The 25,963-nt window shown below is 37.0% G+C and carries 23 protein-coding genes; 14 read left to right on the top strand and 9 right to left on the bottom strand.

The window, feature by feature from the left end:
• The first annotated feature begins 91 nt into the window (after nt 1–91).
• From KO513_RS16730 to KO513_RS16715, 4 genes are all read left to right on the top strand, one after another.
• Nucleotides 92–1,162, top strand: a complete 1,071-nt coding sequence (locus tag KO513_RS16730; RefSeq protein ID WP_215914385.1) for a hypothetical protein — start codon at nt 92–94, stop codon at nt 1,160–1,162.
• Between the two features lie 202 nt (nt 1,163–1,364).
• Nucleotides 1,365–1,769, top strand: coding sequence for an OsmC family protein (locus KO513_RS16725; protein ID WP_215914384.1), 405 nt, complete (start codon nt 1,365–1,367; stop codon nt 1,767–1,769).
• Nucleotides 1,766–2,494 carry a sulfite exporter TauE/SafE family protein gene (locus tag KO513_RS16720; protein ID WP_215914383.1) on the top strand — a complete coding sequence of 243 codons (729 nt, stop codon included), beginning with the start codon at nt 1,766–1,768 and terminating at the stop codon, nt 2,492–2,494. The genes KO513_RS16725 and KO513_RS16720 overlap by 4 nt, the downstream gene beginning before the upstream one ends.
• Before the next feature lie 455 nt (nt 2,495–2,949).
• Nucleotides 2,950–4,197 (top strand): PQQ-binding-like beta-propeller repeat protein, encoded by a 1,248-nt coding sequence (locus KO513_RS16715; protein ID WP_215914382.1) that lies wholly within the window; start codon nt 2,950–2,952, stop codon nt 4,195–4,197.
• Nucleotides 4,198–4,716: 519 nt separating this feature from the next.
• On the opposite strand, the gene KO513_RS16710 is transcribed toward KO513_RS16715, so the two are convergent.
• Together KO513_RS16710 and KO513_RS19845 are read right to left on the bottom strand one after the other, a co-directional pair.
• A complete protein-coding gene (locus tag KO513_RS16710) occupies nt 4,717–5,097 on the bottom strand; it encodes a Fur family transcriptional regulator (RefSeq protein WP_215440145.1) in 381 nt (126 codons plus the stop codon).
• A 48-nt stretch (nt 5,098–5,145) separates the two neighbouring features.
• A complete protein-coding gene (locus tag KO513_RS19845; RefSeq protein WP_371735885.1) occupies nt 5,146–5,364 on the bottom strand; it encodes a hypothetical protein in 219 nt (72 codons plus the stop codon).
• Here KO513_RS19845 and KO513_RS16705 point away from each other — a divergent pair.
• From KO513_RS16705 to KO513_RS16695, 3 genes are all read left to right on the top strand, one after another.
• Nucleotides 5,264–5,578 (top strand): MerC family mercury resistance protein, encoded by a 315-nt coding sequence (locus KO513_RS16705; RefSeq protein ID WP_371735883.1) that lies wholly within the window; start codon nt 5,264–5,266, stop codon nt 5,576–5,578. The two genes, KO513_RS19845 and KO513_RS16705, sit on opposite strands and share 101 nt — an antisense overlap.
• Nucleotides 5,579–5,584: 6 nt before the next feature.
• Entirely contained in the window at nt 5,585–6,241 is a 657-nt protein-coding gene (folE, locus tag KO513_RS16700) for a GTP cyclohydrolase I FolE (RefSeq protein ID WP_215914380.1), read from the top strand.
• Nucleotides 6,242–6,666: 425 nt separating this feature from the next.
• On the top strand, nt 6,667–7,566 hold the full coding sequence (locus KO513_RS16695; protein ID WP_215914379.1) for an SMP-30/gluconolactonase/LRE family protein: 900 nt from the start codon (nt 6,667–6,669) through the stop codon (nt 7,564–7,566).
• A 145-nt stretch (nt 7,567–7,711) separates the two neighbouring features.
• Here the strand turns inward: KO513_RS16695 and KO513_RS16690 are convergent, their stop codons facing one another.
• From KO513_RS16690 to KO513_RS16680, 3 genes are read right to left on the bottom strand one after another with little or no spacing between them, the layout of a single operon-like run.
• Complete coding sequence (locus KO513_RS16690) at nt 7,712–8,122, bottom strand: hypothetical protein (RefSeq protein ID WP_215914378.1); 411 nt, start codon at nt 8,120–8,122, stop codon at nt 7,712–7,714.
• Nucleotides 8,123–8,147: 25 nt separating this feature from the next.
• Nucleotides 8,148–9,350, bottom strand: coding sequence for an endo-1,4-beta-xylanase (locus KO513_RS16685; RefSeq protein WP_215914377.1), 1,203 nt, complete (start codon nt 9,348–9,350; stop codon nt 8,148–8,150).
• Between the two features lie 38 nt (nt 9,351–9,388).
• Nucleotides 9,389–10,780: an endo-1,4-beta-xylanase gene (locus tag KO513_RS16680; RefSeq protein WP_215914376.1), complete on the bottom strand. Its 1,392-nt coding sequence runs from the start codon at nt 10,778–10,780 to the stop codon at nt 9,389–9,391.
• A 315-nt stretch (nt 10,781–11,095) separates the two neighbouring features.
• Between KO513_RS16680 and KO513_RS16675 the strand changes: the two genes are divergently transcribed.
• The 6 genes from KO513_RS16675 (at nt 11,096) to KO513_RS16650 (ending at nt 22,933) form a co-directional block, all read left to right on the top strand.
• Nucleotides 11,096–12,400, top strand: a complete 1,305-nt coding sequence (locus KO513_RS16675; protein WP_215914375.1) for a sugar phosphate isomerase/epimerase family protein — start codon at nt 11,096–11,098, stop codon at nt 12,398–12,400.
• A 26-nt stretch (nt 12,401–12,426) separates the two neighbouring features.
• Nucleotides 12,427–13,188 carry a ThuA domain-containing protein gene (locus KO513_RS16670; protein ID WP_215914374.1) on the top strand — a complete coding sequence of 254 codons (762 nt, stop codon included), beginning with the start codon at nt 12,427–12,429 and terminating at the stop codon, nt 13,186–13,188.
• A 622-nt stretch (nt 13,189–13,810) separates the two neighbouring features.
• Nucleotides 13,811–14,878 carry a glycoside hydrolase family 88/105 protein gene (locus KO513_RS16665; RefSeq protein ID WP_215914373.1) on the top strand — a complete coding sequence of 356 codons (1,068 nt, stop codon included), beginning with the start codon at nt 13,811–13,813 and terminating at the stop codon, nt 14,876–14,878.
• 43 nt (nt 14,879–14,921) lie between these two features.
• Entirely contained in the window at nt 14,922–18,116 is a 3,195-nt protein-coding gene (locus tag KO513_RS16660) for a chondroitinase family polysaccharide lyase (RefSeq protein WP_215914372.1), read from the top strand.
• Between the two features lie 64 nt (nt 18,117–18,180).
• Complete coding sequence (locus KO513_RS16655) at nt 18,181–21,390, top strand: chondroitinase family polysaccharide lyase (RefSeq protein WP_215914371.1); 3,210 nt, start codon at nt 18,181–18,183, stop codon at nt 21,388–21,390.
• Between the two features lie 181 nt (nt 21,391–21,571).
• The gene (locus tag KO513_RS16650) at nt 21,572–22,933 is read left to right on the top strand and encodes a DEAD/DEAH box helicase (RefSeq protein ID WP_215914370.1); all 1,362 of its coding nucleotides are present in this window, start codon (nt 21,572–21,574) and stop codon (nt 22,931–22,933) included.
• Between the two features lie 85 nt (nt 22,934–23,018).
• Here KO513_RS16650 and KO513_RS16645 read toward each other — a convergent pair whose 3' ends face one another.
• The gene (locus KO513_RS16645; RefSeq protein WP_215440126.1) at nt 23,019–23,405 is read right to left on the bottom strand and encodes a hypothetical protein; all 387 of its coding nucleotides are present in this window, start codon (nt 23,403–23,405) and stop codon (nt 23,019–23,021) included.
• Nucleotides 23,406–23,540: 135 nt separating this feature from the next.
• Here KO513_RS16645 and KO513_RS16640 point away from each other — a divergent pair, with 135 nt between their 5' ends.
• Nucleotides 23,541–24,086: a pyridoxamine 5'-phosphate oxidase family protein gene (locus KO513_RS16640; protein WP_215914369.1), complete on the top strand. Its 546-nt coding sequence runs from the start codon at nt 23,541–23,543 to the stop codon at nt 24,084–24,086.
• 23 nt (nt 24,087–24,109) lie between these two features.
• On the opposite strand, the gene KO513_RS16635 is transcribed toward KO513_RS16640, so the two are convergent.
• The 3 genes from KO513_RS16635 to KO513_RS16625 form a co-directional block, all read right to left on the bottom strand.
• On the bottom strand, nt 24,110–25,114 hold the full coding sequence (locus tag KO513_RS16635; RefSeq protein ID WP_215914368.1) for a sugar kinase: 1,005 nt from the start codon (nt 25,112–25,114) through the stop codon (nt 24,110–24,112).
• 138 nt (nt 25,115–25,252) lie between these two features.
• A complete protein-coding gene (locus KO513_RS16630; RefSeq protein ID WP_215914367.1) occupies nt 25,253–25,624 on the bottom strand; it encodes a TerB family tellurite resistance protein in 372 nt (123 codons plus the stop codon).
• Nucleotides 25,621–25,950, bottom strand: a complete 330-nt coding sequence (locus KO513_RS16625) for a TerB family tellurite resistance protein (protein WP_215914366.1) — start codon at nt 25,948–25,950, stop codon at nt 25,621–25,623. Before KO513_RS16625 ends, KO513_RS16630 begins: the two co-directional genes overlap by 4 nt.
• Between the last annotated feature and the right edge of the window lie 13 nt (nt 25,951–25,963).

The raw sequence follows: 25,963 nt of genomic DNA, 5'->3' as shown, positions 1-25,963 counted from the left end.
GTGCAACAGGCACAATGTATATGAAAAATAGCGCAAGTAACTGACTACGTTTCATGAATAAACCTTTGCAAAGAATAATCAAATAAACCATATGAAAAATCTAGTACTCGTAATCTTCATTTTCACATCTGCACTATGTAATGCCCAAAACTACTCTTTTGTTCCAGATAGTTTACGACTAATATCCTATGAGGAATTAATGAAAAATCCACCCTCTAATGTCGGGTTGGTGTATTATGAAAACGGAACACCAACAACATTTAAAGAGGTTATCCCATTAGTAATGCAGAAAAAATTGACACCTCAAATGTTTGTTGACAAGGATGGAAATCATAAGATACTTGTAGTTGTTAAAGCTGAAGTAGAAACAGGAAACATATCCATAGCCTATGAAGGCATTCCTGAGAAGTTGAAGAAATTAGGATATTCGTTTGGTAACTCAAAAAGTGATACCATAGTACTTATTGCACAAGGAGGCCCTTTCCCTAGATTGTTTACGGATGAAGTAAAAGCTATTTTTAAAGAGAAAGGAGAAATTGATGAAACTAAATACTTCATTATAAATACGCATCAAGCCCAGACTATCGAACCTCAAACAATGTTAGAGAAAGAAATTTCATTTGACAAAGCCAAAATGTTGGGAACAAAAACTTCCGAAATGTTAAATGAGCTTGTAAGTTATTTTAAGTCTGAAAATAAAAAGGTCTTTATTGTAGGTATATCGTATGGTTGTTTTGCAGGGCAAGACTATATTTCCAAGTTTGGTAATATTGCAGACGGGTATTTACTCATGGTAGGCAGATTAGATATTGCGGAAGAAGTTTGGAGGGCATATTCCGAAGGAATTGACGCCGGTTTTAAAGAAGATGCTATTAGTACAAAGGTGGAGCAAAAAGCTGAGGATTTAATGATGATCAATTCACACAAGGTTGCTGCTGCTTATGGTTATAAGAGATATTCGGAATTGTTGAAGAACACAGACCTATCCAATCTAATTTATTACCATGCCTTAAAGGATGCCAATGTTGGTAAACTAACTGAAGATGAAATTGATTTCCTTAATACCAAAGGTGCTCATGTTGTTGGTTTTGATGATGTACATACAGCGTGGAGAACACATTTGAAGGAAGCTTTGGAATTGCTATTAGCAAAACAACTATAATCAATATCATTTTTTGAAATTATATAAACACTGCATAAATAGTTAGTTGCAGATTTCAAAGTTAAGATGTATTTATAAATCCGTTTTTATATTAATTTGGTTTATTGATAAAAAATATCAGGCTTGTACTTAACCGAAAGGAAAACCTCTTTTTACACGTTACGAGCCATATATTCGTTACCTGCAAGCACAAAAAACAATTATGGAATATTCAGTTAAAGCAAGTTCATCTTCAAAAAAGAGTGCTTCAATTCAAATTAAGCAATCGAAAATTAATTTTGGGATTACACCTGAATTTGCTGATACTATCCCAAATCCAGCAGAACTATTTTTGGGCTCATTTTCTTCCTGTATTCTTAAAAATGTGGAACGCTTTTCTGGTTTCATGAATTTTGAGTATTCCAAAGCTGAAATACTAGTAAAGGCCATTCGATTAGAGAAACCTCCTAGAATTGACAAAATAAACTATGAACTGAAGATTTACAGCACAGACACAAATTTAAATGTTGAATTGCTCAAAAAAAATATTGAAAAATTTGGCACTATATTTAATACCGTGCAGTTATCCTGTTCTATTGATGGAGATGTAAAATTAATTTATGAATGAAGGATATAAACTTTATTTTTTTAATCCTCACATTAGTAGCCGAAATAATTGGTACAATTGGCGGTTTCGGTTCATCCGTGTTTTTTGTACCGTTGGGTAATTTTTATTTCGATTTTCAATCTGTCTTGGGGCTTACCGCAATATTCCATCTCTCCAGTAATCTGAGTAAAATATTTTTGTTTAAAAAAGGGTTAGACAAAAGGTTATTATTATCCATTGGAATACCATCAGTAATTTTTGTAGTGATTGGTGGGTTTCTATCCAAGATATTCAACAGTAATTTTTTAGAAATATTCTTAGGCATTTTCTTAATAGGATTTAGCTTGTTATTTCTTATTAAGAGTAAACTAAGCATTTCTCCAAACGATAAAAACGCAGTTGTTGGAGGAGCACTATCCGGCTTCTCTGCCGGCTTATTAGGCACAGGAGGAGCTATTAGGGGGTTAACAATGGCCTCTTTCAATTTAGAAAAAAGTGTGTTTATTGCCACTTCTGCATTTATAGATTTTATGATAGATTTTTCTAGAACATTTGTATATTATAGCAATGGATATATTCATAAGCACGACCTAAAATATGTGCCTTTTTTGTTTATAATTGGTCTAATAGGCACATTTATAGGAAAAAAGATTTTAGCCTATATTCCCCAGAGCAAATTCCGTAGGCTGTCTTTATCTTTAATACTTATTGTCGGAATTATTACTATGACCAAACTGCTTTTTTAACTAAAAAAAACAGCAACTTCCAACGTATATACTAACGTTAGCAACCATACTTAAGCTCCCGGAAGAATATAAAAGGAAAAAAAATGATCATCACATGCCTAAAAGGGAAATTTCTAATTTTAAAATGATAGCCAAATCGTAATCGATTCGATTTCTGGGGATACAATTCGAACAGTTAAGCACGTAATGGATTACTTCTTTAGAATTTGTTTTTTGTTCTTACAATTTTCTCAAATAGCCTATATTATCATAAAGAGGTATACAATGGTAGTGTAATCATGGTAATAGAGTAGTTGTTTGTTTTCTTACATTTAAATAATAGAGAATTAATATTTGGTTAAAAGGCTGATATTTAGTTTGCTCTAATTTTAACAGCTTTATAAAATATTGTTATAATGAAGTTTTTAAATTTTTCGCTACCGTATAGGATAAAGATTTTAGGCTTATTTCTTTTAATGGCAGTATACATTTCATGTTCAGAAGAAAATGGTGTAGATATCTTAGAAGCTGATGACACCGAACAAATAAAAAATGATAATCTCATAGTTTCTGGTAAGCCGGAAAATAATGATTTTGTAGTAACCGCATCTTATGAGAGTTTGTTCACCGTAGATGCCAAAACAGGAAAAGAAACACTTGTATATACATTTTCCGATCAAACAGATGTAGAGAAACTTGCAGATTATGATGAAGGCAACCTATTTGTTACTACCGACGATAATAGTGTAAACGCAATAAATCTTGCTAACAAAAATCTACTGTGGAGTACTCCAATGCTAAATTATGATACGAGTAGTTATGGTATAACGCCACCTGCCTGTGTAGATGGCATATGCTATGCATCGGGTACTTATGGAGTTGTTGTAGCTTTAGATCAAAATACTGGAGAACTTTTATGGTATTATTCAACGGACCCAAATGGGGATTTGGATGATGGTTTAAATGAGAATAGAACACCTGTAGTTCATGATGATAGGGTATTTGTAATGTCTGAAGAAAGCTTTTATGGGTATTTCCCTACCTATCTGCATATTTTAGATAAAGAAACTGGGCAATTATTACAAAAGATTGAATTTCCAGAAGATATAGAAGTTATCAATGAACCATTGATAGTAAATGACATCCTTTACATATCAGCTAAAAATCTATATGCTATAGATTTACAAAGCTTAGAAGTTATATGGATTTTTGAAGCTGAAAAACTAGGAGATATACATATTTTAAACAATAAGTTAGTGGTACAAGGGGAGCCAATGAGGGATACGGTTTATTCTTCACTCTTCTGTCTTGATTCACAGACAGGTGAATTACAGTGGGAAATTGAAACTGGTTTTAAGGCCATATGGTCACCAATTATTGTGGAGAATGTGGTTTATGGTCTTTATGATCAAGGTAGTAGTTTATCTTTTTATGATTTAAGACCATATGCAGTTTCTTTGAGCAATGGAGAACAACTTTGGTTTAGGGATGATATCTCCGTTGATAACAGTCCCGTTTACGCAAATGGACAATTGTTTTATCATGGGCATGCCATTAATTATACTGATGAAACTAAAGATAATTCAGGTATAATGGCATTGAACGCGAATAATGGAAATATAGATTGGTTAAATCCTGCTTTTAGGTTTGGTACATCAATGGCTCCATTAGTAGTAGGTCAAAACGGTGTATTTGGTCCATCTTATTATAGAGGAGGAAATTGAACATGCACCTATTCTAATCTTCCGTTACTTATCTTGACAGGTTAGTAGATGAATATCTCCCAAAAGAAGCAAGAGCAAAAATACTGAACCAATAAAATACTATCCGCCCCTGCAGTGTTTTAAAAACATAGACTCTTTTTAAACTTTGGAATATTCCTTTACCTCTATTAATATCTTGCGTTGTGTTTCTCTGGGAAATTTAAATTTTAGCTATTGTCATTTTTATTCCCATAGCTATAAAGATCAGGCTACTAAGCAGCTTTTTTAACCTTCACACACCCCCTCCTTATCATTTGGAACTATGCTAGTAGCATTTGAAAATAATGAAGAAGGTATAGGACCTTTATGGTGAAACAAAAGAGATATGTTTATTTCCTATATCTTCAACGTTAAAGTTGACCTTTACAAAAAGTTGGATACAAGTAAAACATCCATATCTAGCATAGTACCAATTTGAAACGGGTTGCCTATCAACTGTACTACGTTATTTGTATTAAACCATGTCTCTCAGCAAGAGAACTAAGAAAGACAATCCTGGCATTGACCGATCAACAGGATTTCTGCACTGTTTACTTTGTGATTTGCAACGGTAGGAATAGCCATGTTCAAATTTAAACACTCGGTTTTACCACAATCCTGACACTGAAAATGTGGATGCGTATCTGAATGTACTAAAGACGTACACCCTTTGCACTTTGCATACCATTGTAGTCCATCTTTTCCTTTAAATGAGTGCACCATACCCTCATCTTCCATTCTCTCCAAAGTGCGGTAGACAGTTGTCTTGTTAATCTCTGATTTTAGGCGTTCTATCAAACTAATGGCAGATAAAGCACGTCCTTCTCGCTCAAATATTTCAAGCAAGCTAGTAACAGATTTTGTTCTCCTGGAAATTCCCATGATACAAAATTACTGCAACCATGTTGTATTAACAAAATTTTCTTTCTATTATTGCAACTTGGTTGCGATAATAAAATTTAGAATGAGGGAAGCCACATTAAAACCGGATAGAATCGGTATACTAGCAAGTTCTTTGTGTATGGTGCATTGCATTGCTACACCATTTATATTTATAGCCCAATCCTGTTCAACAGCTTGCCATGAAGCTACTGCAACCTGGTGGGGTTCATTAGATTTTCTTTTTCTTTCAATTTCACTTTTTGCCATATATCAATCTACCAAGAACTCTTCAAAAACCTGGATAAAATATGCTATGTGGGTATCTTGGTTTGTTTTACTTGCTGTAATCCTAAACGAAAAGATTCAACTTATTTATCTTCTGGAAATTGCTATTTATTTCCCCGCTTTCGCACTCATACTATTGCACATATACAACTTAAAATACTGCCGTTGTCAACCGGATAACTGTTGCTCAAGATAAATTACTATGAAAAAATATACCGATGAAGAAATTGGAGATAACCATATACTAACAACTATTGATACTCCTTTACTTTCTAATGCGTTTGACAAAGCGGACGAAGAAAAAATTGAAAATATCCAGGTCTACTTTTCAAAAATAATGGAAGAGTTAGGACTAGACCTAAAAGACGAAAGTCTATCCGGAACACCCTATCGCTTTGCAAAAATGTATGTAAAAGAATTGTTCTATGGCCTAAATCCTAACAACAAGCCTAAACTATCTACATTTCCCAATAAATACGGGTACAGAAAAATGCTTATTGAGCATGATATTACTATTGACTCCTCTTGCGAACACCATTTTTTACCAATAACGGGATACGCACATATTGGGTACATCCCTAATGAGAAAGTTATTGGTCTATCCAAGATAAATAGATTAGTAGACTACTACTCCCATCGTCCGCAGGTACAAGAACGCTTATGTCTGCAAATTTTAAATGATTTACAAGAAACGTTAAATACGCAAAGTGTTATTGTTGTTCTAAACGCAAAGCATCTATGTGTATCATCTAGAGGCATAAAAGACAAAGACAGCTCTACCACTACTATAGAATATGGTGGCGATTTTATGGATATAGCATGCCGAAACGAGTTTTTTCAAAATCTCAGTAAAAAATAAACGGATAACAAGAGGTATCCCATAATTATTAGAACAATGACTGGTTTAACCGCTTTAGAAAAGCGGTTAAACCAATTTAGTTGGTCAAATGATACCTGGTTCTTCGTGCATCCCTTCTAGTTTCGGCTTATAGGTAAGTGGCTTTTCTCGTTACGCAAATAAACGTCTCTTTATTCTAATAATCTCTCCCCCTAAAGAACCTACCCTCCACACTTTGCATTCCGTGCCAAACCAAATGCACATCAATAGTAATAGTATCTGCTTCAAAACTATCATATTCATGTCCAAATGATTAATAGATTTGTAAGATACTGATATCTAAACTTATACACGTGTATTCAATACGGACATACACTCCTAATCACAAAAGAATTCAGTTTTAAAATTGTTAGCTAACTCTTTCTATTTAAACCTAAAAAACCATTATGAAAACTAAACAACTTACATTCCTTATTACTTTCTTATTCGCCTTCATGAGTCAAGCGCAGCACGAAGTGAAATTCCCTGTTAAAGTAGGCATGAAACCGGAGAGCATTACCAAGGGCTTTAATGACAACTATTATGTGACTATAATGAACGGGAAAGAACCTGGAGATGGCGAATTGGTGGAGATTTCAAAAACCGGTGTTAAGGTGTTTGCCAAAGGTTTTGATGAACCCAAAGGCATAGTCTACTTAAACGGGAATCTGTATTTCTCGGATGTTACCCGAATTTGGAAAGTTGATAAAGAAGGGAATGCCAGCATTTTTGTGGATAAAACCAACTTTCCCGAAACGGTTCTTTATCTCAATGATGTTTCGTTAGACGGTAAGGATAGCGGAATTTTCGTAGCCGATATGGGTGCCACACAATACATGCGTGATCCCGATAATAACTTATGGCCGTTAGATAGTGAAGAAGCCAAGAAAGTTCCTGAGTTGGGGCGTATCTATCATGTAGACTTAGAAGGGCACATTACCATAAAACAAGATACTTCCCCACTTATGTTGAACCCCAATGGCGTTGGTGTTGACAACGATGGAAATATTATGGTAGGTGCCTTTTTCAAGGGGAATTTTCTAGTTACCGAAAATGGTGTTCTTCGTCCTCTGAAAGGGCAATTTAGAGGGGCCGATGCCGTAGAACAGGATAGTAAGGGTAACTACTATATAAGTAGTTGGGTAGCTGGAAAAGTTTGGAAAATAAATCCTGAAACCGAGGCGTCTACCGTGCTTATTGAAGGTTTAGAATCTGCCGCCGATTTTTATCTTGAGGAGGATAAAGGAAGGTTGTTAGTTCCTGATATGATGGCTGGTAAAATATATGCTATCCCACTTAAAAACTAGAGCAAGAAAACTTCTTCAATACATTTTGGTGGTTATAGTGTCCATTAACTGGGCTACACGCCACATTTACATATAGATTCCAACTCATCCAAATTCGTAAAATTTTCATTAGAAATGATTGAATTTGGATGAGTTAAATCTCTACCTAGTAACTTACTTTAGACTTATTATCTAACTTCTGCTCTATTAATGGGTATAAATCATAGGTAGGATAAATCTCTGACCTGAAAGCTTTCCAAGCAGTTTTTTCTATGGCCAAATTCACTTCCCTAAGTTTGGAAGCTGGTAATTCCAATACAATCATTTGACCTATACCCATAACTACATACCAGTTGACCACGGACACTCCTTCCGGAGGAAAGTTTTTATAAAATCCCTGATTGCTCCTAACCTTCTCTATCTCTTCCAAGTTCATAGACTGATCATGCTTCAAGAAAATAGTCAATAAGAGTTTCTCGGTTTCTTGGCTTTCTCCACTTTCATAAGTCGAAGATTGAGCGTTGGATAAAGTACTGAAGCAAAGTACTACTAACGCAGTTAAAAGGGCATTTTTCATGAGTTGTACATTTAAATATTTGTGATTAAAAGTTCTTCTGTTTAACAGTTTCCAAAATTGCTTTTTTGGCTAATTTTGGTTTTTTATCCCGAGTATATAAAAGCGGATAGTTGGTTCTATTGGGAATGGGATATCCATTTTTCCAAGACAAACCATCGTGTACGCCCCAAAAAGTAACCCTGTCAATTTTGTCATGGTTGCTCAGGAAAATCTCAAATAGCTCCTTGTACCGTTCTGCCAATTCCACAGAAACGGATTCCGGTAGTTCTTCTTTATAGGGGTCTAGGAAAGTTTCAAACTCTTCCAATTGATATTGGGGTTCCATCATACTCGTTCCTATTATCTGTCCTTCTTTGGTCAAAGGAAGCACATCTACATCCAACTCTGTAATCATTACTTTTACATCTAGCGCAGCATAGGCATCTATGGCTTGTTGGATATATTCGTTCTTAGGAAAATTGAGTCCCCAATGGCCCTGAATCCCAATTCCGTCTATACGGATTCCTTCTTTCTGTAACATCTTTACCATACGTACGATGCCGTCTCTTTTTTCAGGTCGCCATGCATTAAAATCATTGTAATAAAGCTCGGTATCAGGTGCGTATTCGCTGGCGTACTTAAAAGCCAACTTCACCATTTCATCACCATCTCCAATATGTTGTATCCAATTTGTAGGCCTATAAGCCCCATCATTATCAACCACTTCGTTTAACACATCCCATGCATGTACTTTTCCGGCATATCTTCCGGCTACGGTCTCTATATGCTTTCGCAGTTGCTCCTTTTGTTCTTGGGGTGAATTAGGTTCTCCTTTTTCATTGGTAAAAAACCAATCCGGAGTTTGATTGTGCCAGATTAAGGTATGCCCCACAACAAACATTTCTTGTTCTTGGCCAAAAGCCACAAACTCATCTGCCTCTTTAAAATCATACACATTGCGGGCCGGACTTACGGATTCCGCTTTCATACAATTCTCGGGTGTAATTGTATTAAACTGTTGTTTTACTATGTGTAACAAGGCCGTATCTTCTCCAGAAACTACTGCACCATTTATAGCAGAACCCATTTTAAAATAGTCTTTAAAGACCGATTTTAAGGCGATTTCTTCCTTCTCCTCTACGGTTGCGTCCAATAAAGCGTTTTCGCTATTTTCTTTTTCTTTACAACCTATGAACGTAAACAATAAAAGACCTACTATCTGAATTATCCCTACCTTAATAAGATTCATTTTAACTATCAACTTTTTATTCATATCCATCTTTTCGCCTATTGTAATCCCTCTAAAAATCCATCATAGGCCTGTTTTTTATTGTAATTCTCATCGAAGAGCAAAGGCCATTCCGGTACACCAAAAAAATCGATCAACCAAGATTCATTATCACGAAGACCCCATACCGTGATGCCAAATTTATTCTCAAGAGGTACGGTGTTGTATATTCTTACAACTTCCATGAATTTAGCCTTTTGCTGTGCCGCCTTTTCTATGGATAAAGAAGATACATTTTTGTCGTTTTCAGGATTCGTACGAATGTCCAACTCCGAAAAATGTATTTTTAAACCTCTTGAAACGGTGGCATCTACAACCGCTTGTATATCTTCAGTTGAAGGATAATCTATTGAGATATGCATTTCTGCTCCAACACCATCCACTAGTTCACTCAAATCATCTATCAAATTGAATATAGCAGCTCTTTTGCCAGAATTGGCCGCAATATTAAAATCGTTATAAAACAAAATCGCATCCGGATCTGCATTTCTAGCAAATTGAAAGCACTTCTTTATATAGTCATCTCCCATTCTTTGCCTAAAAATAGAGTTTCGTAAAGGGTTGCCCGCACTTTCGTCCACAGCCTCATTAACAACATCCCAAGACCTTACCTTACCCTTATATCTGGTCATGGTAGTGGTTATATACTCTTCTACCATCTTCTCGAATTCAGCATCGGTACCCGAAAAATTCTCTACCCAATCCGGCGTGGCATCATGCCAAATTAGGGCATGGCCGTGAACGAACATGTCATTTGCAACAGCAAAATCAACAATAGCATCCGCAGCACTAAAATCGTAGCTGTTTGGAGAAGGATGCATGATATTCATCTTCATCTCGTATTCGGATGTTAAACTATTGAATTCCTTTTTTAATACTTGTGTGTGGTTACCTCCTTCGTTAATTCTGTACGATTGTGTTATTACTCCAACGGCAAATGTATCCGTCTCTTCTTTTAATCCATTCTGAGAGAGTTCTTCACACCCATTAATATTACATACACCATACCGTTGGTCTACCATTATTTTCTTGGTCGCTGTTGATGTACCAGCCGTATTGGTTACCTCAAGTGTAATTGTATATTCGCCGGTTTTTTCATAACGTACCTCCTCAAGGCCTTCCATATCAAGAACCTTATCGCCGCCCGTTCCAAAATCCCATACAGCTGAAAAGTCGGAATCCGATTCTGTTGTATTGTTCAATAAAATAGAATACGGGTCCTCTTCCGAAATAGTATGCTCAAAGGAAGCTTCCACTTTGGTTACAGTAGCATTATCATCTACATCATTTTTAATTTCCTCACTATCCGAAGAACAGCTTAACCAAAATGTAACCAAAAACAAGACCAAATACCTTTTAGCTTTCTTTACTACAGAATCTGTTTTTACCATTGCATAAATAAGTTGGTTTGTACCTATACTCCGAAGGTAAATGTTACTCCTCCCCCATTCTATAATAAATTGTGCATTGTATAGCACCTATGTGGCATACGCTGTTTTCACCCATGTTTATTCAGCTTATTAAGAAATTCAAAACTTTACATACACGTATATAAAGAGATAGACTAAACTTACTCTAATAAATCACACATCTTTCTAGGTTTTAAACGCACTATTCTGTTTGCAACACCAGTGGCAATTATGGCTTCATAGCTTATAGTCTAAAACAAGCTACTCCTTTAAATTTACTACCATAAAAATTAAAGGATGACTTACCATTTCCGTTTACATGGGTTTACCAATAAAATTGCATTGCTGCTTTTCTTACTAGGAACACATTCTGCTTTCTCGCAAGATTCCATTCCATCGCAATCAGATAGATTACAACAGTATTTAGGGTTTTGGGTCAGTTCAATTGACCATAAAACGGATAGTGTAGCCACTACGCCTCTAATAAAAATGAGCAACTATCCTAAAATAGACAATACAGCAATGTCCGTTGATGTATTTCAAAGCGATGGAAAAATCTACAACCATACCCTAACAGAGCTTATTGGGTATGATACAAAGACCGATTCTATTTTTGCATTGGGCAAAAGCGCTCAAGGCGATATGTTTCTAGGGAAAGGTAGATTTACCAGCAATACAGATTGGATAATGAAAGACCGGGACTTTACCGGGAAAGAAACCATGACGGTTACTTTTGATTTTAAAGATCAGACCGATGTGTATTTAAAGGGAACAAACCCACAGAACAAGGTTCTTTGGCAAACCCGCTACATTAAGAAAAACCCAAAAGATAAGAACATAGGTATTCAACTGGTTTCGGTACATAAAGAAATGCAGAAAAACCCTCAGCAGACCTTGAAGTATCTAGATAGAATGGGCTATAGCTATATTGAAACCTTTGTTTATAAAGACCGCTCCTTTTATGGTCTATCTCCTCTAAATTTTAAAAAATTAGTAGAAGAGAACAACCTGAAATTTACAGGATCTATGACGTTTTACGACCTTCCTTCCAATGATGACCGAGCTTGGAAAAAAGCCATGGATTGGTGGAAAAAATGTATAGAAGACCATAAGCAAGCTGGCGTAGAATACCTCACAATATCCAACAATCAAATTAAAGAAATCACCACCCTTGCCCAACTCAAAAGGTATGCTGAGTATTACAATGCTATTGGAAAGCTATGTAGAGAAAGGGAGATTGCATTCGCTTATCACAACCATTCTGATGAATTCAAGAATCTAGAAAATCAAGTTATCTATAATTATCTCCTAGAAAACACCGATCCAGAGTATGTTAGTTTCCAAGCCGACCTATATTGGATGCATTTTTCCAATGTTGACCCCATTGACTATTTCAAAAAATACGGGAACCGGTTTATAAGCTGGCATGTAAAAGACTACGAAGAACTCGGCCAGAGCGGGAAAATGGATTTTGAAGCATACTTCAAATACGCTAAAACAGCTGGTCTCAAATATGTTGTGGCAGAAGTAGAAGCTTTTAACTACCCTGTTTGGTACAGCATCAATTCCGCATGGAACTATTTATACTTCAACATCTTATAATAACACGCTCTCAACACTTAAACTTTATGAAAACAAGAATTTTACAATTAATATGTTTTATCATTATAACTTTCAACCATATGGCTTTTGCCCAAGACCAATTTAAGGTGTTGTTATTCACCGTACAAGACACTTGGCACTACGAGTGTATTCCTACCGCAGTAGATGCTTTTCATAAAATGGCTGCTGAACATCAGTTTAAATTTGATTGGACGCAAAGTCCTGAAGGTCTTGCTGATAAATTACCTTCTTATGATGTGGTTGTCTTCCTAAATGCCGATGCCGATATCTTAAACAATGACCAACTTGAAGTCCTAAAGACACACATTCACAACGGGAAAGGTTTTGTGGGAGTCCACTCAACATCCGATAGTGAGATAAGAAATCCGTGGTTCGATAATCTGGTAGGCGGAGTTTTTAAAGACCATCCACAATTTCAGGCCGCCGTACTCACCAATCACGATGTCAATTTTCCTTCAAACCTGCACCTACCAGAAAAATGGTTATGGAGTGAAGAATGGTACAATTTTAAACTCTTAAAATCCGAAAATATAAAAGTACTTCTATCGGTAGATGAAAACACCTACGATTATCAAAAGGGATATGACGAAACACCACTGGAAGGTATGGGCGAAAACCATCCTGTAGCATGGTACCAGTTTTACGAAGGAGGCCGTTCATTCTACACCACACTTGGTCATAAATCGGAAGCTTTTCAAGACCAAACCTATATAAATCACTTATTTGGCGGTATTTATTGGGCGGCAAATGGCGAAATAAAAGAATAAACCATAACTGTACGTGCAACAAGGCATTTGCATCTTAACCTTAATTCTTTCATTTAAAAAATTCATTCCGTTAACTAAACGGTAGGCGTATCATTATTAAACATGCCTACCGTTTTTATTATATCCTCTCTTTTGAAAGTCTTTCGTTCCTCATTTATTTTCAAATTTTCTTCCTATTCTATCGGTAAGATCGTACTTTAAAAAAACCCAATCTTATTTCCCAAAGAGTTAATTTTCTCTCCTCAAATACGCTCAATAGACTAGATAATAAGGCTTAATGCGTATTACCCCCCTCTCTTCAAACTATTACCCCCTCCCTATTCTTGCATACCCAGCTTATTTTTAGACTGTAGTTACAAACAGCAATTTTGAAAAGAAGGCATGGTTACTAAGCTTACGCTTTCTTCCATATTAAAAGGGCTATCAGACTAAAAAAGAACATCACTTATTCAAAAATAAATCATACTAATTCTACAAACCTATTTCTCTAATTCAAATGAAAATTCAAAAAACATTATGCTCGCTAATTTGTATCGTCTTATGGGGATGCAATAGTAACTCTTCCGTAATTACGCCTGCCCAGATATCAAAAAATAACACAGCAATACAGGATATAAACCCTATGTCCCAAAAAGGTGTTTTAGAGTTGATGGATTTAACCTCTACTTGGCAAATCAATAACCTGCCCCATGTTATGTATATCCCTGGTGGTATTATTGAACCGCTAACCACACATAATTGGGTAAGAGCAACTTTCTTATCGGGCATGATGGCCTATTACGACCTTACCAAAGACCAAGAGATTTTTAATTATGTTGATGGGTTGTGTCAAGAAGTTGATTATAAACTAGGAGAACGGCAAAGACATGCAGATGAATTTGCTATAGGCCGTGTGTATACTGATATTTTTCTGGTAAACAGAGACCCTAAAGTATTGGAAGATATGTATGAGCGAGTAGATTACATTATCGATAATCCTAAAAGAGGACCTGTCGTTGGGTGGAATGGAGACACCAATTGGTCATGGGCAGATGCCTTATTTATGGCGCCTCCAGCATGGTTAAAATTATATACCTCTTCAGGCAAAAGAAAATATTTAAATGAAATGGATGTCCGGTTTTGGGATACCTATGACCATTTATACAGTAAAGAAGACCATTTATTTTATCGTGATGACCGATTTAAATGGGATAAAGAAGGTGATGTTTTAAAAACTGAAAACGGGAAAAAAATATTTTGGGGAAGAGGTAACGGTTGGGTCGTTGGAGGCCTAGTGGATATGCTTACTTACACTCCTGGAGACTTCCATAGCCGAAAAAAATACAAGCAGTTATACTTAGAAATGATGGAGGAAATTGCCTCGCTACAGGGTGAAGATGGCATGTGGCGTACTTCCCTTTTAGATGTAGAGCAATACCCGGTTAAGGAATTTAGTGCCAGCGCTTTCTTTTGTTATGCCATGGCATGGGGCGTAAACAATGGAGTATTAAATAAAGAAGTGTACCTACCTCATGTAAAAAAAGCATGGAGCGGACTTGTTAAGTGCATAAACGCCGATGGAAAAATCGGTTATGTTCAAAAAGTAGGGTCTAGCCCATTTGCGCTCAGTGAAAATGACACTGTAGAATATGGTTGTGGTGCCTTTCTCCTTGCGGGAAAGCAAATGCATGAATTATTGGAACAACAATAAACCATACCAAATAAACAGTTACTAGGTGCAACAATAGTTCTATATGAAAAATATCTTTTTCTTACTTCTTACCCTTGTGTTGAGCCACTCCCTTTTTTCACAAAGTTCTACTCAACCTACTTTTACCTATGAAGATTTTGAAGATGGAATTCCCCAAGGACTATCTGCCACTGGTGGCAAACTGGAATTGGACTCCAAAAGAATAAAAGATGGTAAAAATTCTTTAAAGTGGAATTGGGTCCCCAATGACACTCTAGTTTTCAACACCCCTATAGGCTATCATCCTCAAAAACCTATCAACACTTCAGGGTATGATAAAGACCAGCTTAAGAATGTGCATTCTAATACGAATTCTACCAAAACAATCTTAGAGGCTCCAAGAGGCTTTTTTATGTGGATTTATAACGAGATTCCCCGTAATCAAAGTCTCATTTTTCAATTTGGAAGAGGTAATAAAGTTGACACCCATTTTGACTATAACTTAGACTTTAAAGGGTGGAGAACAGTCTATATTCACTACGACCGTGGTGATATGAAAGGTGTCCCCAACAAGAGTATGGACAAACTAAAGATTGTTGCCCCAGCAATAGGTTCGGGTGCTTTTTATATTGATGTAATCAATACATCCATGCAAATGTTCGCGCGTACCAAAAGCCCTAATCCTCAGTTACCACATATACAGCCCCATAACAGAAAGTCTACCAATTATGCATCGCTGATTTATGAGTTCAGCAAATTCAGAGCTAATTTTCAGTTAGAAGAGCTAAATCCTGAACTAGTTAAAGCAATGGATGATATGGCTGTAAAAGCTGATGAGTTCATTCTCCCCTCCTATGAGCGAGAGCTATTACAAAAAAAGCCCATTTCTGATTTAGTGAAGAAGTACGACGCCTATGGAATTGTTAGGGAAGCCGACGAAACTTATGGGAAACCTTTAATAAAAGGAAACTTGATAAAGGGTGATTTTGCGGACAGCGGAATGAAAAACAAGGAAGGTGTTTTTGATTGGAGGGAGTATGGTCAGTTATTGTTGGGTATATCCAAACGATATCAATCCATTACAACTCCCCAAGATAAAGCTATACTTGAGAAAATGTTTTTGGATTTGGTAGATTATGGTATTGACCAAGGGTTTGCCAACGGTGCAGGGTTAGGGTGGATCCACCATTACTCCTATGAAGTTCGCGAACATGCGCCAGCTTTCTTCTTAATGCGTAAAGTGCTAGAGGAAAATAATCGTCTTGAGGAGATTACGGACCTAATGAAGTGGATGTATAGTTTCAACCAAGTCTACAGGGAAGATATGGCTTATATGGTCAAAGGCCGGGTTGGAAATGATGCGGATGATGCTCAAGGTTTAATTCGCCCTAGATTGCTGAGCGCGTTGATTATGAAGAACTCACAAGAAAAAGTACGCGATCTTCGGCATTATTCTTCTTATTTATCTAATGTTTCAACAGCTTATGCAGGAGCTTTAGACGAGATTTTAAAAGCAGATGGCACGGTTTGTCGCCATGCAGGTCACACTTTGGGATATGGTGGCCGTGGGGCACATGGGTTAATATCCGTGGCCTACCTTTTGGCAGATTCGCCTTTTAATATGAAAAATGAGTCCGTTGGGCGTATTAAAAAAGCTATCCAAACTTATTTTAACTGTGTGTTTACACCGGAACTTAAAAACCCAAGAGCCTTTGACAACATTCGTTTTAGTCCATATACCGTACCGGAGCAGTTTTATAATCTTCCTGCATTAGCAGCACTTTCCGGCAGCACATTTGACCCAGAATTGGCAAATTTATACGATTGGCTTATCTCGCTACGGAAAAAACCCGACCCAATGGATTCTTATTGGACCAATAAATTGAATAAGGCATCCGTAGAAAGAAAGAGTTTTGAACAACCCAAACTACAGGTTATGTCCTATTCCAGTCTTGGGGTAAAGCGCAATGAAAATAAATGGATGACTACCGTACGTGGGCATAGCAAATACGTATACCCTTTTGAAAGTTGGGGACCTAGCTATTTTGCGTATTCCTTGTTTATTGCTAATGGTTTTTTAGATGTCACTTATTGGGATGACCTTGGAAGTACTAGTCCAAAAGATGGTGTTTGGATAAATGGGTACGACTGGCACCGTTGGCCAGGAGCTACTACTGTTAGGCTTCCGTATGATAAAATGATCACCAATCCCGGTCAAATAAAAGATGAAGGTGGGGAATATTTGTTTTCTGACCAACCTTTTGTTGGAGGTGTTTCTTCGCAAGAAGGAAATGGCGTTTTTGTTTTCCCTTTTAAAGGACATGACGCCTTTAATATTCAGTCATTTTCTGGCAAGAAATCTTATTTCTTCTTTGACGATTATGTGGTTTGTCTAGGAAGTAATATTAAAAGTGATTTAGACGAATATGATGTTGAAACCACCATTCTACAAAATGAAATCAAAGGAAGCACACCTTTAGCGTTAAGCACAGAAAATATTTCTGCATTTCCCTACGAAAAGACATTAAGTTCTACCAAACCTTTTTGGATGGTAGATAATAGAAATACGGGTTATTATATTCCGTCTATTCCTAAAAACACTACCCTGAATTTTCAGCGTAAAGAACAGGTAAATCCAGATGCTCATGGGCTTGAAGATGTAAAAGGCAATTTCACTACAGTTTGGTTTAATCATGGTAAAGCCCCCCAAGATATTAGTTATAGCTATGCCATCATGGCGGACTCCGATTCCCAGAAAATGGACGCCTTCGCTAAAGCGATGAAGAGTAAGGAGAAACCATACGAAATACTTCAACAAGACGAAAAAGCACATATTGTAAAGGCACCAAAACTTAAGTCTACGGCATATGCCATTTACGATGAAAGTGTAATCCTAAAAAAAGGAAAGGTTACTAAGATAAGTCGCCCTGCAACATTTTTAGTAAAAGAAGAACCTGAAGGCCTAAAACTGGCGCTTTCAGATCCCGACTTTAATATTTATGAAGGTCAAGATGATAGATTACCGGACGGCTCGCGCGTAGAATTAGCTATTTATGGGCGTGAGTGGTTTTATTGGCCTACACGCCCTACTACCGTTCAGATTACATTAAAAGGTCTTTGGAAAATAAAAGACCAGATAACCGAAATTGAAACGGTGGTCAACAAAAAGGCAAAGGTGGTTTCTGCCAATAAAAATGAAACGGTTATTGAGTTTGAATGCCGAGATGGATTAAGTGCCGAAATATTCTTGGTAAAATAAATAGTTCAATGTCATCTGCTTACTACAAAATGGTAAAAATATAATGTATAAAAAGTCTCTTACAATGAATAAAATACTGCTTTTCTTAATTGCCTTGTCATATACCATTATGACAAATGCTCAAGACGGATATCAACCAAAAAAACTGATGGAAAGCTTTGAAGAAGGTTTACCTCCAGAACTTTCGGCAAGAGGAGGCCAATTAAGTATAGACTCCTTGCGGATGAAACAAGGCAAGAAATCATTACGCTGGGACTGGATTGGAAATGATGCCCTAATTTTCAATACTGCTATTGGTTATCACAAACAACGTGATTTATCCAAACTGGAACCTATCGGAAGGGACAAATATCTGATGAACGGCCACTCCAGTTATGACAACAAGGTAGTTCTTGAGTTTCCCCGTGGATTTTTTATGTGGATTTATAATGAAGAGGCCAGCACTCGCCGTCTTACCTTTCAATTTGGACGTGATGATGTAGTAGATTGTGAGTTTGAATATAACTTAGATTTTGTTGGTTGGCGTACGGTAAGCATAATGTATGACCGTGGAGATATGCGCGGCATTCCAAGGCCCGACATGGACAGAATGACCATTCTATCCCCTAAAACAGGTAAAGGAACTTACTACATTGATGCCATAGGTCTTTCGTTACCCATGAACCCAAAGACCATTAGTGCCAATCCCCAATTACCCTATATCAAACCCCATACAAGATTAGTTACCCAATACGAACATCGCTTGTTCGAGTGGTCTCATAACACCCCTTCCTTTCAACTAGAAGAGGTCTCTCCAGAAATGGTAACGGCTCTTAATGCTTTGGATAAAAAAGCAGAAGAGTTCATTCTTCCACCGTATCAGCGAGAAGAACTAAAAGATGAATCGATTAATAGTATAGTAAAACTCTATGAGCAATTTGAAATTAAGCGTGATGGCGATAAAATATATGGACTTCCATTAGTGAAAGGCAACATATATCCCGAGCATTTTGCAGAAATGGGATTAGGTAATAAGTTCAATGAAGGTTGCATGACCTGGAAAGAACATTTTTCAAAAGCGTTGATGAAAATTGCTTCACTGTACCGTTCTATTGAAAATGAACAAGACAAAAATCGCTTAGAGAAAATGTTCATCAATTTATTCGACTATGGTGTAGACCAAGGTTTTGACGTTGGTGTAGGTCTAGGATGGATTCATCATTATTCATACGAAATAAGGGAAGTTGGCCCTGCATTTTATTTGATGCGTGATGTGTTGGAAAAAAACAATAGACTGGAAAAAGCAATTGGCATCATGAAGTGGTTTCACGGTTTTGGTCAAGTGTATCGTGAGGATTTAGTATATGGAGTAAAAGGCAGAGTTGCCGCTGATGCGGATGATTCCCAAGGTTTGTTGAAACCACGGTTATATTCGGCATTAATCATGAAAAACTCGCCCGAGAAGATACGTGACTTACGACATTTCTCTTCTTTCTTTTCTAACATAACGTCTAATTATGCAAATGGATTGGATGAAATATTTAAACCAGATGGGGTTACGTTTCACCATGCTGGCCACGCTCAAGGCTATGGAGGAAGAGGTGTTGACGGTGCTGTTTCTATTTTATACTTGCTTAGTCATTCGCCATTTAAAGCCTCCGCAGATGCGCAGGCTAGAATGAAAAAGATAACTCAAACACTTTTTGACTGCCTGTTTACCGATGATTTTGTGGGACCTCGTGCTTTTGCTTCTATCCGATTTTCGAGTTATCAATTACCTAGTCAATATTTCAACTTGCCTGCTCTAATTGCATTAAGTGCGGATCAGTACGACGAAAAAATGGCGGGCTTTTATAAGCAACTAATAAAAGCCAAAGAGAAGCCCACTCAAACAGATACCTATTGGATGGAAAAATTGGAGCAAAAAGGGGAATTTCATACCTATAACTATGCAAAATCTAGAATGTTATCCTATTCGTTAGTAGGTACACGAAGAGAAAACAATGATTGGATGGCAACGGTTAGAGGGCATAGCAAATATGTTTATCCATACGAAAGTTGGGGACCAAACTACTTTGCCTACCCAACCTTCATTGCCAACGGATACCTAGATGTTAGCTACCCGGAAAGTTTGGACAGTACAACACCAAAAGAAGGTAAATGGCATGAAGGATACGATTGGCACCGTTGGCCGGGAGTTACCTCTGTTTATACTCCTTACGAACAAATCATTACCTCTCCCGGACAACATAGAGACGAAGGCGGGGAATATCCCTTCTCGGACCAAAGCTTTGTAGGAGGCGTAGAGACTGTTGATGGAAATAGCGTGTTTGTATTTCCTTTTAAGGGTCATGACATGTTCAAACTACAATCGTTTACAGGTAAGAAATCGTATTTCTTTTTTGATGATTTTGTCGTGTGCTTGGGTTCAAATATCAAAAGTGGAATTAAAGAGTATGCGGTAGAAACTACTATCCTTCAGAACAAAATACTTTCAGGTGACGACGGACTGGTTACAAGTAATGGTACAATAGCCGAATTTCCTTTTAAAAATTCGCTGACCAAGACAAAACCATTTTGGCTAATTGATAATAGAAATACAGGGTATTATATTCCCAAGGTTCCTAAAAATAGTTCGTTAACCATTCAACGTGAAAATCAAACCAACCCACAGTATCAAGCTAAAGGAACTACTAATGGTGATTTTACAACAGTTTTATTCAATCATGGTGTCGCCCCTCAAAATGCTGAGTATGGCTACGCACTTATAATTGATGCCGATGAGAAAAAAATGGAGCGTTTTAATACTGAAATGACCGGAAAAAACAAACCTTACCAAGTTATTCAGCACAACGAAAAGGCCCATATAGTAAGCTCTCCTAAAAATGCAACTACGGCCTACGCCATATACGACGCACATGCAAAACTGGAATCTGGCTTGGTGAAAGCTGTAAATCGTCCATCTACATTTATTGTAAAAGAAGAAGCTAACGGAGTTAAACTAGCGGTATCCGACCCTGACTTAAATATATACGATGGTCAAGATGATTTAATGCCTGACGGAACCCGAGTAGAATCCTCAATCTACGAACATGAGTGGTATTACTGGCCAAGTCGTGCAAGCAAAGTACTGCTTACATTAAAAGGAGAATGGAAAATAAAAGAGCAGATAAAGGAAATGGAAACCGCTTCTAACAAAAGAGCTAAAATCATTTCATCCAACAAAAAAGAAACAGTAATAGAATTTGAATGTAAAGATGGTTTGAGTGCAGAGGTGTTTCTAGAAGCCTACTAAATTTCATTTAAAGGAAAAACCATTGCTTCATGCCATGTCCAAAAAGCTCTTAAAATGAATATGCTACAATGATATCAAAACATAATTCTCCAAAAGAAGGGTTATGTTTTGATATTTTTAATCCCTCAAGTATAATCGCTGTAAATGCTGACTAGAGTGTTTTTTTCCATTACTTTGCAAAATGGATAATTTCGAAGATTTCAAAATAAAAAAGCAGTTACAAAAGGCCATTGTAGACTTGGGGTTTGAAACACCAACACCCATTCAACAAGAATCATACTCCCCTATTCTTGGTGGCTCTGATTTTGTAGGAATCGCCCAGACCGGAACCGGAAAAACAATTGCGTTTCTGTTGCCTATTTTACAAAACTTGAAGTATTCGGACCAGTTGCATCCTAGAGTGCTAATTCTAGCTCCTACCAGAGAATTGGTAATTCAGATAGTTGAACAGATTGAAAAACTAACACCCCACCTAAGCGTAAGAACTTTAGGTGTATACGGTGGTTCTAATAATATAAACCGACAAAAAAGAGCCGTTGCTGAAGGTCAGGATATTATAGTAGGTACCCCAAGAAGAACTTATGATTTGGTCCTTTCTAACGTATTACGACTAAAATCAATTAAAAAATTAGTGATTGATGAAGTTGATGTTATGCTGGATTTTGGATACAAAACACAGCTAAGAAACATCTTTGAATACCTGCCCACAAAACGTCAGAACATTCTTTTCTCCGCTACTATGACCACGTATGTGGATCAATTGATGAACGATTTTTTAATCAACCCAATTAAGAAAACCATATCCATTAGCGGTACGCCATTGGAAAGTATTAGCCAAGAAGCATATGCAGTACCCAACTTTTACACCAAGGTAAATTTATTGAACCACTTATTGGCGGACAAAGACGAGTACCATAAAGTATTGATTTTTGTTGCCAGTAAAACCAGTGCCGATCGTCTTGCTGAAACATTGGATTTTGAATCTGAAATTTCAGTAATACACTCCAGCAAAGAACAAAACCATAGGACTAAATCCATAGAAAAATTTGAGAGCGGCAAAAGCAGGATTCTTATTGCTACCGATGTTATTGCCCGTGGTATAGATATTGAAAAAATTAGTACCGTAATTAGTTTTGACACCCCTTTTTATCCAGAAAATTATATTCACCGTATTGGTAGGACAGGTAGAGCCAGAGAACAAGGAAGGTCTATTCTTTTCTATAGCGAAAAAGAAGCCGAACTAAAGGACGCCATTGAAACGCTTATGAACTATACCATTCCGTTTAATGACTTTCCTGAGGAAGTAGAAATAAGTTCTGAACTCACCCCTGAAGAAACGGATAAACCCTTTGACCCCAACAAAGAACTAGAAGAAGACTCCGAGGTTAAAAGAGGCGCTTCCTTCCATAAAAAATCTTCTAAAAACAGTAAAGTTAAATACGAAGTAAAAAGCTACGAGAGAAAACTAAAAAAGAAGTATAAAAAGCCACAAAAACGAGGGGATAAAATTCAAAACAAGAAAAGTAAACGAAAAAAAAGATAATGTCTGTTCGAGTTTGGGACTTGGCTGGGTTTAGCCCCTGTGTACATGTACTTAAAAAACCGTAACCCCACCAAACTTCCTATTCCTAATCGGTTTTGGCCTGTAGGACATTGCTGAAAGAAGGCTGCGTTTCCGTAATACTCCCCGCCCCTTTTTTATTCACTTTAAAAATAACGTCCTTTTCCGTGGTGAATAATAAAACTGAAAAAAAATGAGTTTTCAGGTTAGATTTTAAGATAAGAAATGCTTCGTCCAGAGTAAGCTCTTCTTCTTTATCCTCCGTCTCTTTTGACCTGTAGCTAAATTTCAACAAGACTTTAAAACCATCTTTGGCATAGAGAGGTCTCAAAAAAATATTCTTAAGATTTGGTTTACCTATGGTCTTTGCCATGGTCAACTTAGCAAAACTCCCCTCTTGGGCACTTTCTTTTACCTGATTCCAAAAAAGAAGAAACTCATCCTGATATGTCATACATAGAGATTTTGAGGTAGCTTTTTGCATTTCAAAACTACTACTATTTATTTGATACGGTAAACTAAAACTAGAGACCTAAAGTTTCCATGCTAGCCTTTCTTTCCATAAATTTACAATACAGTTACTAAAGCAATGGGAAAACAATTAGACTCTATCACTCCTGAACTAAAAGGGTTCATTGAAAAACAAAAAATCTTTTTTGTTGGCACCGCTGCCGATAGCGGAAATGTAAATGTGTCCCCAAAAGGTACAGATTCGTTTAGGGTCATAGATAAAAACAAGATTGTCTGGTTGAACTTAACCGGCAGTGGAAATGAAACGGCCGCCCATCTACTAAAGAACCGTCGCATGACCATTATGTTCTGTGCTTTTGAAGGAAAACCTTTAATCTTACGCCTATACGGAACGGCCAAAATCTATCATAAGCGAGATACTGATTATCATAAGTATATAGAGCGTTTTCCAAAAAATACTGGAGCTAGACAAATTATTGAGATGCATGTAGAACTTGTACAGACCTCTTGCGGTTTTGCCGTACCATTTATGGAATTTAAAGAAGAACGTACTACTCTAAATGATTGGGCCTCAAAACAAGGGGAAGACAAAATTAAGACCTATTGGAAGAACAAAAACACCACCAGCATTGACGGCTTTGAGACAAATATTCTAGAGCCTTAACCCAAAATAGCTTATTCCCTATCCTATCTCACTAAACGCCCCGTTATATTACCCGCCAATATATTGTTTACTTCGCTTACCGTAGCAAGGTTAACATCTCCTTCGTAAGTGTGTTTTAGGGCACAGGCAGCGCTTCCAAACTCCATGGCCTTATAATCATCAAATTTTTGTAAACCATATATCAATCCGGCAGCAAAGGCATCTCCTGTACCTATTCTGTCCACCACATGGGTAATGTCCAAATCTTCTGTTTCCCGGAACTCAACACGGTTCCACATTCTAGCCCGGATTTTATGCCAGGATGAATTTAATGAGGTCCGTATTTTATCGAACACTTTTTCAATCGTGGGGAAAGTTTCCATTAGTTTTTTGCTAGCTTCAATAAAATCATCATTACTATATCCAAACTGTGTACCTAATACCTCGTTTATTTCATTAACACCACCAATAAAAATTGTAGAATAATGTAGCAGTTCAGTTAAGGCTTCTTTGGGGTCTTGTCCATACTTCCATAAATCACTACGGTAAGTAGGATCGGCAGATACGGCCATTCCTTTATTTCTTGCCAATTTCAAGCCCTCTTTAAGCGTATCAAAGGCTCCTTGAGATAATGCCGGTGTTATTCCGGTCCAGTGCATCCACTCCCCTTTTTCCAAGGCTTTTTCCCAATTTACCTTTGCCGGTATTATTTCGGAAAATGCGGAGTGAGAACGATTATAAGAAATCATACTAGGCCTAATTACGGCTCCCACCTCAAGAAAATATACTCCCAAAGGGCGTTTTGAAAGAACAATAGAAGAAGTATCCATACCAAATTGGCGAATATACGCCAGTGCGGTTTCTCCAATGGAATCTTCGGATACCACACTAATATGCTTTACCTCTCCACCAAAATTGGAAATGGAAATGCCAACATTTAGCTCGGTTCCGCCAAAATAAAACTCAACAATATTAGACTGTATAAATTTTTTGTTTCCCCGCGGAGAAATACGCATCAACACCTCTCCAAATGTTATAATCTGTCCCATACCCTAAATTTTGGGACTAAATTACCCAATGTGAAGGAAATAATAAGGGCCGATTACAAAAGATTTTCTGGCAAGGCCTCATAGGTATGCAAGAATCCAAAAGACCAATTTATCATCTAATAACAAGAAACCTATTAATTACTCAGTTTCCCCTCCTATACCAATATTTTTGAACGTCTGTATAATGAGCTGCATTTCGTTTTCATGTAGGTGATTGTCCGAAATGGCCATATCCTCAAGAATTTGAGCCAAAATTTTCTTTTTAGGATATGACATGTTATGCAATGCCACTAGCGCCTCATCAGTACTGGTTTCTTTGGCTTCATTAACCAAATTAGGGCTCATTCCTATTCCTTCCTGAAGTTCTTTCATTTCTGCCAGCTCACTAGGAAGAACCTTGCCATCTGCTAAAATAACCTCATTGCTCATTACAAAAATGGCTTTCTTTTCCGTTTCTGTAAATTGTACGTTATGTACTGTTCCATTTTCCATAGTTGTGTGTAGTTTCAATTATTCATAGATTTGAAGATATAGGCCATAAGGGTCTTTTCCGTAGTGTGCTTAAACCCATCTGAAATTGCGGTCATCTCCAGAATAGTTTCAAGATTACTTTTCTTTTCCTGAGACATTTGTTTCAGAATTAAGATGGCCTGCTCACTTTCAATATTTCGGGCTTGCATAATAAAATTACTATCAAAATCAATTTGTTCCATTAATTGCGTTACCGCGTTGATTTCTCCAGTGTGTACTTGTCCATCTGCTAAGATTACAGAATTTACAACATGTACCATAGCCAGTTTCTCTGCCAAGGTAAAGGCTTTTGTTTCTTGTTGCATTAATTGTTAATGG

The sequence above is a fragment of the Zobellia sp. B3R18 genome (assembly GCF_018860715.1).
Taxonomy (GTDB): Bacteria; Bacteroidota; Bacteroidia; order Flavobacteriales; family Flavobacteriaceae; genus Zobellia; species Zobellia russellii.
The sequence above is the reverse complement of the archived record's forward strand: the minus strand, read 5'-3'. Positions and strand labels throughout refer to the sequence as shown.